This window comes from Corallococcus sp. NCSPR001 (assembly GCF_017309135.1).
Classification (GTDB): Bacteria; Myxococcota; Myxococcia; order Myxococcales; family Myxococcaceae; genus Corallococcus.
Genome location: NZ_JAFIMS010000002.1, coordinates 6006137 through 6020724, shown reverse-complemented (window position 1 = coordinate 6020724; position 14588 = coordinate 6006137). Strand labels below are relative to the sequence as shown.

The 14588-nt window shown below is 64.1% G+C and carries 9 protein-coding genes and 1 pseudogene; 2 read left to right on the top strand and 8 right to left on the bottom strand.

Annotation, left to right across the window (positions count from 1 at the left end; translation table 11 throughout):
- Positions 1-52 precede the first annotated feature (52 nt).
- The 3 genes from JYJ93_RS26000 to JYJ93_RS25990 all read right to left on the bottom strand — a co-directional run bounded on the left by JYJ93_RS26000 (position 53) and on the right by JYJ93_RS25990 (position 3385).
- Positions 53-523 (bottom strand): NUDIX hydrolase, encoded by a 471-nt coding sequence (locus tag JYJ93_RS26000; RefSeq protein WP_206795947.1) that lies wholly within the window; start codon positions 521-523, stop codon positions 53-55.
- Positions 520-1815, bottom strand: a complete 1296-nt coding sequence (locus JYJ93_RS25995; protein WP_330166736.1) for a DUF2380 domain-containing protein — start codon at positions 1813-1815, stop codon at positions 520-522. Before JYJ93_RS25995 ends, JYJ93_RS26000 begins: the two co-directional genes overlap by 4 nt.
- A 229-nt stretch (positions 1816-2044) precedes the next feature.
- Positions 2045-3385, bottom strand: coding sequence for a hypothetical protein (locus JYJ93_RS25990; protein ID WP_206795943.1), 1341 nt, complete (start codon positions 3383-3385; stop codon positions 2045-2047).
- Positions 3386-3767: 382 nt separating this feature from the next.
- Here JYJ93_RS25990 and JYJ93_RS25985 point away from each other — a divergent pair, with 382 nt between their 5' ends.
- Positions 3768-4196: a hypothetical protein gene (locus JYJ93_RS25985; RefSeq protein WP_206795934.1), complete on the top strand. Its 429-nt coding sequence runs from the start codon at positions 3768-3770 to the stop codon at positions 4194-4196.
- Between the two features lie 604 nt (positions 4197-4800).
- Here the strand turns inward: JYJ93_RS25985 and JYJ93_RS25980 are convergent.
- Positions 4801-7422, bottom strand: a complete 2622-nt coding sequence (locus JYJ93_RS25980) for an N-6 DNA methylase (RefSeq protein WP_206795924.1) — start codon at positions 7420-7422, stop codon at positions 4801-4803.
- 590 nt (positions 7423-8012) lie between these two features.
- Here JYJ93_RS25980 and JYJ93_RS40280 point away from each other — a divergent pair.
- A pseudogene (locus tag JYJ93_RS40280) lies at positions 8013-8120 on the top strand (IS5/IS1182 family transposase); the annotation flags it as partial.
- Positions 8121-8294: 174 nt separating this feature from the next.
- On the opposite strand, the gene JYJ93_RS25975 reads toward JYJ93_RS40280, so the two are convergent.
- From JYJ93_RS25975 to JYJ93_RS25960, 4 genes are all read right to left on the bottom strand, one after another.
- A complete protein-coding gene (locus JYJ93_RS25975) occupies positions 8295-8936 on the bottom strand; it encodes a hypothetical protein (RefSeq protein WP_206795916.1) in 642 nt (213 codons plus the stop codon).
- A 669-nt stretch (positions 8937-9605) separates the two neighbouring features.
- On the bottom strand, positions 9606-10760 hold the full coding sequence (locus JYJ93_RS25970) for a protein kinase (protein ID WP_206795908.1): 1155 nt from the start codon (positions 10758-10760) through the stop codon (positions 9606-9608).
- 193 nt (positions 10761-10953) lie between these two features.
- On the bottom strand, positions 10954-12753 hold the full coding sequence (locus JYJ93_RS25965) for a serine/threonine-protein kinase (RefSeq protein ID WP_206795899.1): 1800 nt from the start codon (positions 12751-12753) through the stop codon (positions 10954-10956).
- On the bottom strand, positions 12750-13700 hold the full coding sequence (locus tag JYJ93_RS25960) for a DUF2381 family protein (RefSeq protein WP_242543931.1): 951 nt from the start codon (positions 13698-13700) through the stop codon (positions 12750-12752). The genes JYJ93_RS25965 and JYJ93_RS25960 overlap by 4 nt, the downstream gene beginning before the upstream one ends.
- Positions 13701-14588 lie beyond the last annotated feature (888 nt).

Here is a 14588-nt window from a genome sequence, read left to right as displayed (position 1 = left end):
GCGACATCCCGGGTAAACGGCACTTGTTGGATCGGCCGGTCGCCACTTCCGGTCAGGCTTCTTCGTCCGGCAAGAGCGTGCGGAGCAACTCGTCGTCAGGACCAAGCGGGCGCCAGCCCGGGGGGGGCTGATTGGAGAGGAGTGCATCGCCGGCCCGGTCAACGCGCTCTTGGTGAGTGTCCGGAGTGAAAGAGGCCCAACCGGCGAGCGCGCGCGCGACCTTGAAACGGTTTGCGTCATCCATCGTAGCGGGCCAGCCCCCAGGTAGATGCTCGCTCATCTCACGCACAAACTGTCCACGGACCAAACGCGTGACCCGGTGGATGCGCTCCGCTTCGGCGACAAGCCCACTGAACACCTGCACTCCAGCGACGTCATCTGGACCGAGTTCCTCGGCCAGCGCTACCAGCGACGCGCTGGGACGCGCCTCTGCGAAAGCCGTGAGCGAGTCGTAACCGAGTTCCCGGACGCGCTCATACAAACGGGCCTTCCAGTTCCCTTGCCACGAACGCCCGTCGGTCATCGGCTACTTCCCTTGGTGAACTTCAGCGGGATTTCATAAGCCTTCATACGCGTCGCGACGATGTCCAAGACCTCATTGCGCGTCAACGCTCGTCCGATCCTGCCTTCGACCCTGCGCAACTCTCCCATGATCATTCGGTTCCATTCACCGGGCCATGTGCGGCCCAGGCGCCAATCCCCCCCACCATGAATGGCCTCATGGTGGGCCTGCTCCAGGCGGACGCAGAACTGATCGATGTCCAGGTCGCCCTTGAAGCCGCGCTGCTCGAACCATTCGCGGTGTTCCTGCGGCAGCACATGGTGCTTGGGGCCGTCCGACATGCCAGCCCCCGACCTGCTCGTCACCTGCATGCCGCGCACTTCGGGGCTGTCCCCCAGCGCTTCGCGCACGCCCTTGGGCAAGTCCTGGTGAGCCTGGGCCATCGTGACCTGACTGCCCTGGATGAGGACGGCCGCGCCGACGGCAGGCGCGGAGATGACCCCCGCCTGCACGAGTCTTCGCATCATCTCCACCCACTCGGCGGAGACCACCAGCCGCGAGCCCACCATGACGCCGCCTGAACTCATTGCCAGTCCCACGCCGAGCGTCGCAGGGGCCGAGGGCGGCACGCGTGGCAGGGCCATCTTCATCGTGGAGATCATCGTGACCATCTCCACCGCCTGCATCGCCGCGATGACCTGTCCGCCAAGCTTCATGGTCTCGCGGGTCTCCCGTTGGAGCGTGTCGAATTCACGCGTCAGCTTCCTCATCAACTCGGGAATCGCGAGGGTTGCCGCCTCCACCCGGTCCGGGTCCAGAGAGGAGAGGTCCGCCAGCGTGGGCTCCATCAGCGCTTGCACGCGCTGAAGGTCCACGAAGAGCTTCTCGACGCTGCACATGGGGCAGTTGAGCAGCACTGCGTCCGCGAGGTGCAGGAAGTCCACCCAGGTGGCCAAGAGGAGGGTTCCGAACTGAGCCGCCTGGAGCTTTGGCCCCACCATGCGAAGCAGGCCCAGTTCCATGTCCGGCTCCCCGACTTCCGAGGCCACTTTCGTCAGCGCGGTGGCACTCCCCAGCGCGCCCTGAAGCCACATCACCTGCTTGGAGCCCTGGTCGAGGTAGCGCGTGAAAATGCCGCCGGTAAGGCTGAAGCCCCAAAGGTTTGGAGGACGGGCCGCCAGTTGGGTGAACGCGGCCTCGACGCTGCGCAGGGAGCCCTTCACCTCGCCTGTGGCGTCGAGGACCGCCTGTCGCGTCGATGCAGTGCTCTGGGCTCCGCCCCCAACGGCTGCTTCCCGGCTGACGTCACCCACGACGGTCACTTCGTCACGCGGCTGCTGGCGGCGAAGAAGCCGCTGCGTGGAACCGGAGAGTGCGTGAGGGCGAGAATCCCAGGCGCGCGGGGGCTCATCATTCGGAGCTTCCACCCACGCGGGCGAGGAGTCCTCTCGCGGCGTATAGCCCAAGCTTCGGCCACGCCCAGGCGCTTGCGGCACGGAGGCGTATCCGGTGGCCATCAGCACCAGGGCCAGCAAGAGGGCATCAGCGCGCACTGTCCACCCCCAGGCCCACGGAGGCGAATGCCCCCGGCCGCGGCGTCCCCTCCGGCGTGGGGAAGAGCATCGTGCCGCCCGTCCCCATCGCGTAGAACTTCCCACCCTGGAAGCGCCAGCGGACTTCGGCGGACCCAAGGTAGCGCGCACCGGGCTGCCCCATGCCCACGCCCAGCCCCTTCAACGCCACTTCCAGGCTGCGCGCGAAGAGCTGCATCGCCACGCGCCCATCCACGTCAAAGCGGCCCCACGAGAAGGCTTCCGCGCCCAGCGACACCTTCAGGTGCTTGAAGTGGCCGCCATAGCGGACCGCATCCCAGCCCACCTCCGCCTCGCCATAGGCCGAATACCCGTCCGGGAAGAAGGCATCCGCAAGTGGCACTCCCTCCGGCCCCGCCGCCTTGAAGCGCGCCAGCTCATAGTCCGGGCCGAAGTATCCCTGGCGGAAGCCGCCGTGCTGCCGACGCAGCTCCAATCGCAGACGCATGTCCAGCATGGGTGTCACCGCATCCGCGCCCGCGCCCACCACTGCCCCCCATGCGCCGCCCGCGCCGGGCCGTCCGCCCCAACCGGCTATCACGTGGGCCTCGAAGCCCGGCCGCACGACCACCACGGCGGTGCAATCAAGATGCGCCAGTGTCACCGGAGGCGCGCGACCTCCGGCCTCTCCCCAGTCATGCACCGCCGACAGTGCCAGCGTGTAGCGGCCCTGCACGCGGGGCTGGCCGAAGAGGACGTGCTCCAGGTCCAGCGCGGCTTCGGCCCCCATGAGGCGCGCGCCCAGCACGTCCGAAGCGAACGCCTGCGTATAGAGGGGTCCCAGCGTACCCGTGAGGAAGCCTCCTGCTGGGTGGTAGTCAGGGTTGCTTCGGTTGGAGTAGCGCCGCACGAGGTGCGCGGACAGCAGGCTGTAGGACTCCAGCGCGCCGAACCAGACGCCCACGGGCGCGTCGTTCGAGCCCAGCTTGAGGCCGCGCACGAGCTGCCCCCAATCCGAGAGACTGTCCCAGTCCTCGCGTCGCACGAGGCCCGCGGCCCCTCCACCACCCCAGAGACGCAACCGCACGGGTGCGCCCAGGTTGAGGCCGAGTTCCGCGCCTCCGTCGAGAATGAGGGTCGGCTCCACCTGGAGGAAGCCTTCGTCCGTGCCGACGCCTGCGTGCGGCAGGAAGGACAAAGTCGTCACCTCCACGCGCAGCAGGTTGCGCCAGGCGTCGCCCCGTGCGCGCCGTTCCTCCTCCGCGGCTGGCACCTCCGGGACGTCCTCGGCCCATGCGGCCACCGGCAACAGCAGCCACAGCCAGACAGCCCCACTTCGCGTCATTCGCATCCACGCCCCCTGGGAGTGATACCTCCGAGGAGAGCAAAGGACACACGTCTGACATTCAGCCCGGCACCCACCGCCACGCACCCCTGCCCATTGAGAAGGTCGGCTGCGTCGAGCCGGCGAACGATGTGCGCGGGATGTAGAGATCCGCGCGCTGTGACTCGTTGACGCCCTGAACTCACTTCATCGTGATGGGGCGGGGTGCATCGCTGCGGCTGTCGGGGACGGCGGCGCGGGAGGGTGACTGGGTTCTTGAGAACCCAGTCGTGTCTGTTGAGAATCGGAGGGCTGACGCTGGAGTTGATGCGCTGCGCGTTGATTCCAGCGGGTGTCTGGAGTTGAGTTGCCATGCATTCGTTCCCCTCAATGCATGGAGTCCGTCTTGATGATTCGCTCGTTCGTGCTGACGGTGTCCGTAGGGTCGCTGCTCACTGCGTGCGGTGGGCCGCCTTCTGACGCGGAATCGCCGTCGCCCGAGGATGCCGATATGCAGGCCGCGTCCGGTCGCACCTCGCTCTCCGTCCCTGTCGTGACGATTGCCTGCGTTCAGGACACGTACGATGTGAACTGCTCAAGCTCAGTGACGGGCGGCGTGCCTCCATACACTTATTACTGGGGCGAACGGATCTACATCTACCTCACGAAGAAGACGTACAACGCTCCATTTCATACAGGAGGGTCGGAGTATCCCTTCCCCTGCTCGGAGCCAGGGGCGGGAACCCCGTGGCAGGACATCGATCCCCGCGTCTATGTGATTGACGCCACGGGCGCGCGGTCCGCCACGGCTTCGGCGGGCTGGTATTCCTGCTTGTAGACGCCTCTCAGGCGGGAGGAGTCCTCCGGGGCTCCTGCCCGTACCTCGGGTGGCAGACCGATGCGGAATGATGGAGGCGGCGGGATTCGAAGCCTCGTGGGCGGATTTGGTCCCTGCTCGGGCCGCGGGCCGCCCACCCGGTTTTCCCTCTGAGAAAGGGGGCGGTTTCCTGTCCGGGCGAGTCCAGACCCGTCCACTAGATTTGGTTCTTTTTTGGTCCCTGCGGAAGTACCAGACCGGGCGGGGCGCAGCGCCAGACAGGATCCGAGCACCGCGCCACCTCTGAGCCGTAGCGCCCAGCCGGTGTGCAGTGCTGGCGATCATACACGCGCCGCGCTACTCCGAACCAGGGTGCTCGTTCGCGTCGAGTGGCCTCGCGGGCCCGTGGAGTTTGCCCAGTGCGCAGCGGCAGCCAGGGGGCTGCCAAGTCACCTCAGGGCCAGCCGTGACGGCGCGCGGTAGCGGCCAGGGCTCGCGCCGAGGAGACCACCTCGGAGCCGTAGAGCCCGCCCGCTGCGCCGTAGCAGCTAATTGCGCTTGGCCGGGCCATTCTCAAACCGCCGATGTGCTTGGTGCTAGTGCGGTGGTCGCGGAGCGTTCTTTCTCAGCGGGGCGGCTTGAATGCCGCGATGATGTTGTGGGCCTCATCGCTTGTAAGCTCCGTCTCCTCCTCAAGCTTTTCTTGAGCTTCAGCACGAAGGCGTTCGGCCTCCTCCTCTAGCTCGCGCGCGCGCCGGAATGCATTCGCCGTGCTGGTCATGACGGCATCTGCCGGGCGGGGTACTTGCAGTGCAAGGAAGAGATCGGAGTCGATGCGGTGACGTCCGTGTCCAGATGTGCTCGCGAGCATATCCGCTCGCACCTCGGGGCTGCGTAGCACGGCCCAAAGCGCGTATGCATCTATGCTCTCGTTAGGGGTAAGAACTGTGTACTCGGTGGAAACCACCGCCCCATCCAACTCAGGCGGAATCACGCACGCCGCGCCATGAACGGCGTTGATGTGGGAAACGACAATGTCCCCTCCACGAGCTAGGTACAAGTCTCGATACTTCAGGGTGTCGCGCTCCTTCTCTTCGAACTCCGCACGCCCGTCGTAGGTCACTTTCAGAGCACGGACCACGTCCGAATCTTCACCAACCCACACCTCTTTTCTACGACTAGCCCAACGGGAAAGCGGCCCGACCTCCAAGCCTCGACTTTGCCAGTCGGCCGCACGCCGCCCCTTCTTGACGACGTAGTTCTTCACATCAAGGCGGTCCACCAACAGGGCTGCATCAACGAGGTGTCTTTTGTCTGCTCCGGACTGTGCCTGCTTGAAAGCCTCAATTACTGCCTCAACTTCATCCGCAGCAGCTTGGCGCCTTGCGGCGTCATCTGGCGTCGGACGCTGGCGTGCGGAGTCGTCTACTCCGATAGTTCGACAGTAGTACATGAACACGGCTGGCTGCTGGTCACTGGGCGACTTGCGCTTGGTGAGATACAGCACCGATGTCTTTACGCGTGCTCCCGAGCGCTGAAACGCATCGCCGGGCAGAGAAACGACCGCGCGCACAATGAAATTGGCATGAATGAACTTGCGCACGTCGCGAAATGAGTCACCTGCGAGGAGGCTGTCATCCACAATGGCAAGCACCTTGCCGCCAGGACGAACGAGGTCGCGATAGCGCTCAATGAAAAGAACGTTGGACTTGAGCGTGTTGCCCGACGCAGCGTTCTTGGCTACGTCGAAAGCCTTCAAAATCCGCCGTTCGCGCGGAACCTTGGGATCGTACTCTTTCGAGAATGGAGGGTTTGTGAGAACGATGTCAAATTCACCATCCTTGCCACTGAAAACCTTGCGAAGCTCGGAGAGCTCAGCAGACAGTTCCGGAGCCAGACTCTTCGCAGGGTCTAGCTTCTTGTCGAGGGCATCAGCCAAGTAGATCCGGCTTCCGCCATCGCCGTGCAGGTACATATTGATGCGAGCGATGCGGGCGACCGGGGGATCGCGACCAACATCGACACCGAAGAGCGCCTTCTCACGAATAAACTTGTGAAGTTTCTGCTGCTCGGATCCAGAGAGTGCCATGTTTTCGTTAACTTGGCGCTGCAAAGCAGCCATGGCTTCAATGAGGAACCCGCCTGAACCGCAGCAAGGATCAATCACTCGGTCAGTGCGGTCGGCGTGAATCCTCGGATCCGCAAGGCGCGTCATCAGTTTCACTACGCTACGAGGCGTGAAGTACTGGCCGAGATCGCGACCGCGCATCGTTGCGCTGAGGAACGCTTCAAACAAGCGCCCATTAAGGTCTTCATCGATACCAAAAAGGTCGAGGTGCTGGAGGCGCCGCACAACTTCCTTCGCCGTATCTGGCTGGAGGTTGATGCGTTCAGAAATATCGAAGATGCGCTTTTTATGGCCTTTCACGACCTCCAACTCAAGCGCCTCACGGAGTTTCTGGAACTGCACGTCAAGCGGGTTGTCGGTCTGGCTCTCCAACTGGTCAAGCGCTTGGGCGGAGAAAGTAACCGCAGACGCGGGAATAGGCTCTCCCGCCCTCATTTCAGCTGGAAACTTCCTGTGCAACTCCTTGTCCGCTTTGATCTTCAGAAAGATGACCTTCACGAACTCATTGAAGGCAGCAGCCTGAGAGATATTGTCATGCTTGTAGATGTAATTATTGCACTCGGAAAAGACCGCATTGATGCTGTTCGAGGTGGGGCGAGCGAGATTCATCATGCGCTCTGCGCCGCCGTCTGTTTTTTTTGAATCCCACTCTTTCACTGCATCAACACCGAGGAGCGCCTCAAGGTCTTGAAGCTTCGTGCTCAACAGCATGAAGTCCGCGAAGTTGAGCACTAAGCGCGGTGTGGCGTCGTCCCACGCATGGACGCGCGCCTCAAGTCCGTTCGTAAGCATGAAGTAGCGCGCACGCGGTTGTCCTGGCTTGAGCCTGCTGTTGATGGCAAGGCAGTAGCTAGCGCATTGCTCAGTCCAGTTATCCAGGTTTTCACTGGGCGCCTTGGCATCTATCACCCATCGCGCTGCACGTCCCACCACTAGTACGTAGTCCGGCTTGTAGCGCAGTCTCTTCGAGCCCTTTCCAATGGGAAGTTCTTCGATGGACGTCTTGGGTAGAATTTGAGCGTCCTTGTAACCGAGGTGTTGCAAGAGACGATCAACGAACAAACGCTCTACAGATGCTTCGTTGGACAGGTGTGCGCGGTCGCAGAAGAGGTTTTTCATTTGGTTTTTGCGGCGCTCAGGAGAGGGACATATGCCGCCCGTCCTACGGCCTTCTGGGAAGGTGGGCGCGGCGTGGGAGCAACTGAGTAGCAGCGGCCTCTTCGCCGGGCTTCTGAGACCGTCCGCGTAGTCGTGGGGGCACACATAGGAGGGCGGCGTGTTAGCACACGTTGGTGGGCGGGGGGGAAGCAACCTGAGGGCCGTTCTCCTGAGGGATCCACCGGAATATCTCCCAATGGGGCACGAGTCAGGGCCGCAGCGCTGCCCACGTTGCGCGCGGCGGCCCGGCCCCAGCCGCCGGGCCTGTGAAGAGCGCCCGTGTCGGACGGGTGAAGCCGGGCTGGTGGAGCGCGCGTGCGTTCAGGTTCACCCGAGGAGCGCGCACGTCGGACGGGTGAAGCCGGGCCCGCAGAGCCCTCACGCATCTAGGCGTGCTTGTGGGGCCACTGAAGTCCTCGCATGTCGGGGCTTGCCTGCGAGGCCGGTAGAACGCGCGAGTGTCGGACGGGTAAGCTAAGGGTCCCTTTTGGTAGGGAAAAAAGCCGTCCGCCTGCTGTGTTGAAGGGGCAGGAGGACGGAGCCATGGTGTAATGAAGAAGGACGACGGCTGACGCGTCCCGGATGAGCTGTGGCGGCGAATCGAGCCCCTGCTACCCGACCGCCCCGGGCACCCACTGGTATGTCACAACCCGCGAGTGTCGGCACGACCCACCGGCGCGCTAAGTATGCCGCCAAATATTCGGAGACAAACTCAGATGCAGTGCTTGTTTGGGGCTGAGGAGGAAGGCCAGTTGATCTGAGCGGATGTCGCGATATGCAGCCTCCCCTGTTCCAACTGGGCGCGTCGGCCGAAGCCCGCGTTCCTCGGCAAGCTACGGCCGACGCTTGCGTGGTAGCCGCCGAGGATTTACCACAGGAAACCTATGGTAGGCGTAGGTCGCTTGATACCAGACAATGGTGTCCAGAGCGTGACTTCGGAAACTACGACTATTCCAGAGCGCGATCATCTCCCGCCGCTCCAGCCGGTGCCTTTTGTCTTCACTGTCTTTCGCAGCGAACGCACGCCCCGAGTAAGGGTTGAGCTTGGGCCACGGGTTCGTCTTGTCGTTTAGGTGGCCGTGCGGCACCGATGGGTAGAAATCGGCGTCATTCTTCGTGAAACACCAGCGTTCACTGAGTTCAGGCGGGATGAGCTGTAAGGGTGGATTCGCATCTAACTGTCGTGCGACTGCGGCAGGTTGCTGTATCCCTGCGCCTGCGGCTTTTTCTCGGACAGCCGTCGAGTCTGAGCGCTCAACCTGCTCTTCTGGTCGTGATGAATCAGCGGATCCCCTCAAGTCTCCGCGCGGATCGTCGCCTTGACCGCCGCCGGCACTCGGATCCCGCATCGACAGCCATTGAAGAATGTTATAACGCTCTTGGTGCTCGGCTAGGCCGATCAGGCCAGAGTCGAATTCCCAGTTAGTAAGGAACCAAAACGTATCTGCGCCTTCCTTAGTCAGTTCGTCCCGCATCCGTTAGCATCCTCGCATCCCTGTAAGCCACAGTTAGACCTTGCCATGACAGACGCAAATTTCAAGCAGGCCCCAATCTCGTTCCCGGAGGGTTGGGCACTCCACTCCCACTCCAACGGCAGCGCCATTGGACCAAACGAGTACCGTCCGGATCGTTCGTTCGCCGACGCACAAGGCAGGATCGTTTGTGTGTTTGAATCATCAAGCACGAATGACCGGAAGGTAGGAGTCGGCGAGATGTGTCTTGCAGATAAATTTTTTTCAGATAGCTCCACGGATGGCGTGCTCGTCTTCTCTCTTTGCGGAAGTTCCTCAAGCTCTCCTAGGTCTGACACCCAGTTTTCCTACCTTTTGCCTTACTTTAGACATCTTCGCGCTGCAAGTCGCCTCCATGGCCTCAAGAATGTGTACATCATTTCCCAGAAAGAATTTGAGTCATGTGGTTGGAGGGCATTCAGCGAAGAGTTTATGGCTAAGGCTTATGTGCTCAATGATTTAGAAGATGTTGAGACGAGCGGCCAACCCCAATGCGATGAGTCTCCATAGCGGACGAATAGGCACATGAGTGGTGAGGACCTCTCGAAAGCAGCCTGCCTGCTCGCTCTTGCTCAACACCCTCTTAATGCAACGTGGCGCCCACCCCATGGCACTGGCCGTTGAGAAGCAGTCTCATGCCGGGCTTGGTTCCGTTGTGATGAAGTCCTGGTGCCTCAGACTCCTTGGGCCTTCCTCATCCTCGGCCATCGCTTGGCCAGCCCCTCGCAGTGCCGCTTGAATCTCCTGCGCCGCCATCCTGGCGGTGTAGCTCCCTCGCGCGCGCAGCACCTTCGTCAAGTCGTCTTGCAGCGTCAGCGCGGACATATGCCGTTCTACCGGGTTGCGCCGCAGCAGCTTGCGGAAGACAGCCCGGGTGGGCTCTGAAAGCGTTTGTGTTGCCGCTTCTACATCGGCCGGGGTGAAGGTGGCCGCACGCAATATCGTTTCCTCCGGGTCCACCCCGCCCCATGCGTTCCTCATTCGTGCGACGGCACTGCGCAGCGGCTCCGTTTCCCCCTCCGGGACCAGCACCCATAAATCTTTTGTCAGCAGGTTGTAGGCACTGAGCAGGTGCTTGCCGGTGGCGAACTCCAGCAGCACAATTCCCAGCGTGAACAAGTCCGAGCGTGCGTCCTCTGGCTGGCATAGCAATGCCTCCGGAGAAGCCCAAAAGACTTCGCCCCGGGTGCCGGGACGACGCGTGGTGCGCTGGCCGGGAAGTCGTGCGGATGCCACGCCAAAGTCAGTCAATTTGACCTGTCCATCAAAGGTCACTCGGATGCGTGTCGGGTCAATCGCCCGGTGGACGATTTTCAGCGGATCCCCCTTCGCGCTCCGGCAGGTGTGCGCATGCGCCAAGGCCCCCGCAATCTTGGCCCCGACATACAGCATGAAGGCTTCGGGGAAGTAGCTCCCCCGCGCTGCCGCGACTTCAAGGAGTGTATTCAGAGAGAAGCCGGAGACAGCTTCCGTAATGACAAACAGGGTGCCCTTGGCTCTGTGCGCCCCATGGACGCAGGCGATGTTCGGGTGTCGGAGGAAGGTGGCTAACTGGATCTCTTCCTCCAGTCGCTTACGTGCCTCCTTCCACGCGGCCGAGGAGTCAGACAGCGGCAGCGCTTTGAGGATGACCCTGCGGACCACCTTGTCCTTGACGCGCTGGAGAGCTGATAGGACGCGCTCGCCATGGTGGCCGGGGCCCAGGTCTTCCAGCATTTCGTAAGTGGTACCCTTGAGCGAAAAGAGCACCAGTCCTTCGGGAAACAGGGAAGTACCAGAGTACGACACAGGGCAATCTCCTTGTGGGCACGCGGGCGCGGACGCCGCGCCCATGTAGGAAGGAAATTACTGATAGGTAGGCCCGAAAGAGAAGGACGCCACGGGTTGAAGGCTCGGCATTATTGCAACACCGTGGTTGAAGCCATTGGGGCATTTTTCAGGCGCCCTTCTGTAACGCGCCTTTACGCCCCGCGCTCAAAGCCTATTGCGCCCCTCCGAGGATGATCGCACCGTCTGTCGGACGCACCAGCGCGGCACCGGGCTTGGAGCCGGGCAGCTTGTCCAAGCCCCCATTGAGCGAGAGTGACACGCAGACTTCGTGTTCTGCGCCATTGGGCAGACGGGCCCGGGTGTAGCGGCCCACCACCGTCTCCCCTTCCGTCCACACTCGGCCGTAGAGCCGCGAGCCCTCGGGCAACCTGCCGATTGTTTCCCGAATTTCGGATTCGAGCTTCCCATCGCCCAGCAGGGTCAGGCACTCACCGTCTCGCCACACGCGGCCAGAGGCCTCGCATTCGTCGGGCGATTCCAAGTCGGGCTGCTTCGCGTCAACAAGGATGTTGGGACTCATGCCGTCAAATAGGCCGAGCCTCTTCATGCTCCTCACTGACTCCGTGGGGCAACTCTGCTGCGTGGGCTTGATGGGCTGCGCGGGACAGCCCAACAGCGCGGCGGCCAAAGCCCCCGCCTCCGCGCACTTCTTGAGGAATCCACGGCTGAAAGCGGGCGCGGACTTCATGGGCGGCTTCGCAGCGGGCGGATTCGAGGACGGATTCGTGGGGGCAAGCACAGAGGGACTTTCCTTCACGGCGGGGGGCACCTCGGACGGGGACGGTACTGCACTGGCGGACGGTGCGGGCGGTGAAGGGAGCGCCTGGGGGGCCTGCGCATGCGGGCCGCTGGAGGACTCCGGCATGACTGGGGCGGGAGGCGCTTCTCGCGTGGGGGCTTCGCGCAGCAAGGCGAAGGCGAAGGCGCCGAGCACGACGGCGGCCACGGCCCCCGCCAGCACGCGCCGCCGTGCCTTCCCTGGAGGGCGGCCCGTGGCCTCTGGGACATCGGAGCCCGCTTCCGGAGGCGCCTGCACGGGGGCCAGCCACTCCGCGCCATCCTGGGCCCCCAGCGCTTCTAGCGCCTCCCGCATGGAGGCCAGCGAGGGAAGCCGCTTCTCGAAGTCGCGTGCCATCCACTTTTCCACCCACTCGCTCAACACCTCCGGCACGCGAGGGTTGGCGGTGCGTGCGGACGGGGGCGCCCACGTGGGGCTGTTCACGTCGATGCGGGGCGCCTTGCGCGCCTCCCACCCGCCGCGCGCGGGCTCCGCATCGGTCAGCGCGTCATAGAGGCACACCGCCAGCGAGTAGAGGTCATCCTCGGGCGGGAAGGGGTAACGCGCGTCGGGGTTGTTCTGATTCTCCTTGAAAAAGCGCGCCGCTTCCGGAGAGCGGTAGCGGTTGGTGCCCGGGGGCAAAGGCGCATCCGTCAACTCCTGCGCTCCCGAGTATTCCCCCGCGCCCAGGTCGATGAGGACGGGCTCGCCGTCCACCTTGCGCACCATGACGTTGGAGAGCGACAAGTCTCTGTGGCGCACCCTCCGGCCGTGCATGTGCTCCAAGGCATGGGCCAGCTTCGCGAAGAGGCGTACCACTTGCTGGAAGGTGGGCCGCGCGTCCTGGAGCCAGTGCGCCAGCGTCCAGCCGTCCACGTACTCCAGCACCAGATACCCACGTCCCTGCGGCGTGCGCGCCCAGCCCTGCACCTTGGCGATATGGGGGTGGTCCACGTGGACGAGGCACACCAATTCGCGCAGCAGGCGTTCATCCGTCTTTCCAGGGTCCGCGCTGTGCTGCCGGTGCTTGGAGAGCTTGAGGGCCACGGGCTTGCCGTCCTTCACGCCCCGGTAGACGTCGCCATAGGCGCCCCCGCCCTTCCACTCGCGGACGCGGTAGGCCCCCAGGCGGGAGCCGGGCTTGAGGTAGCTGAAGACTTCCGCCGTCGTCATGGTCCGCTCTTCTCCTGCGTTGGAGTCCCGTCCTCAAGCACCACGCCCGGAATGGACAGGGGCCGGGCGCCGTCCGCCGCCTCCTGTATCACCAACCGGAAGTTTTCCCCGTCCGGCCCGGACTCCCCTTTCTTCCAATCCAACTCCACCGCCACGCGGCCCGTGCCGTTGGGCGGCAGCACGTCCGGCACCATGGCCACCGTGCGTGCCTCCACGCGGCGGCCGGTGGACGGATTTTCCAACCATGCCTTGCCTGGACTCCAGGGTTGCCCGGAGCGGTTCGCCACCATCACGGCGAGCACCACCCACGCCCCCGCCTGGAAGCGGTAGACGGACACGACCTTCATGCCCGCCGCTGCACTGCCGGGCGGCGTGCGGAGTTGTTTAACTATGAGGCCGGATTGGCTCACCTGCCCCGAGAGAATCCATCCGGAGGGGGTCATGGCATTGCCGCGCTCGCGCTGCGCGGCGAGTGCCGCCTCACAGGCGGAGCAGCGGGCCTCCAACGCGGCCAGCCGGGCCTGCATCAGCTCCGGTGCGCTGGCGTCGCGGAACACCATGACTTGCGCGTCCACCACGTCGGCAGCCGTGGTGAGCTTAAAGACGGGCGCCGTCAGGCTGGACTCGTTGAGAAACGGCACGCGCAACGTCACCGCTTCGCTCAATTCCTCCAGCGCCCGGAGGGTGACGGAGCGTTCTCCAACGCCCAGGATCTCAACAGGCGCTTTATCGCCCAGCTTCACGGCCTGCGCGTTGATCGGCGTGTCGAAAGTGAGCGTGGTGGGAATGCGGGTGGAGACGCGCACGCCCTCGGCTTTCGCGGTGAGTGCAACGCTCCTCACCCGGGCCTTGGGTGAGGAGGAGTCATCCGCAGCCGCTGTCCACGTCACGAAGGACAAGAGCACCACCAAAAGCCCGGGAAGTTGTGGCAAGGGACGAAACCTCATGCGTTGACCCTAACAGACCGATTTCCCCCCGAGAGCGCTCCCAATGCAGGCACTGGCAACGTGAGGGGTCGGGGCCGGGTTTGAAGGTGCGCCTGGCGGATGCCTGGCGGGTGCGAGTCATTGGCCCCCTTTCCGTGACGGTCCAAGGCGGCTCGGTGCGGGGGGCTGCTGCGTCTTGGCGGGCTCCACGCGCCCCGAGGTGGCTCGGTGCGAAGGGGCTCCACGGCCCGTGGGGTGCTCGGCGTGGATGCTGGCGGCTGCGCACTGGCCGGACTGCACCGTCCCGAGGTGATTCTAGGTGCGGGTGCTGGTCCGCCGCACCGGCCGGGCTCCACGGGCCTGAGGGGGGGCTCGGCGCGGGTGCTGGCGGCTGCGCATCGTCCGTGCTCCACGCGCCCCGAAGGGGAGTGGAGGGGGGGCGCCCTGGTGGACTCCACCGGCCCCGAGGGGAACGCACCGGCCGGGCTCCACCGCCTCCGAGGTGGCGCTCGGCGCGAAAGGGTTCCACGCGCCCAGAGGTGGCGCGGTGCTCGGAGCGTAGCGGGCGACTGGGCACCGACCGGGGGCCACGGTCCGAGGGGATGCTCGGCGCGGCTGGTGCTGACTGCCGCCGTGCCCTGACACCATGGCCCGAGGTGACGCTCGGCGCGGCCGATGCTGGCTGCCGCTGCGCCCTTGTGGACTTCCGGGTCCGAGGTGGCGCGCGGCGAGAAAAGGCGCCACGCGCCCGGACGGGTGCGCGACGCAAAAGGCCCTGGGGGGATGCTCGGCGCGAAAAGGCTCCACGGCCTCCGAGATGATCCTCGGCGCGAAAGGATGCCCGACCCGAGGTGCTGCGATGCGAAAGGGCTCCACGGTCCCGAGGTGGTCCTTGGCGAGGATGTTGGC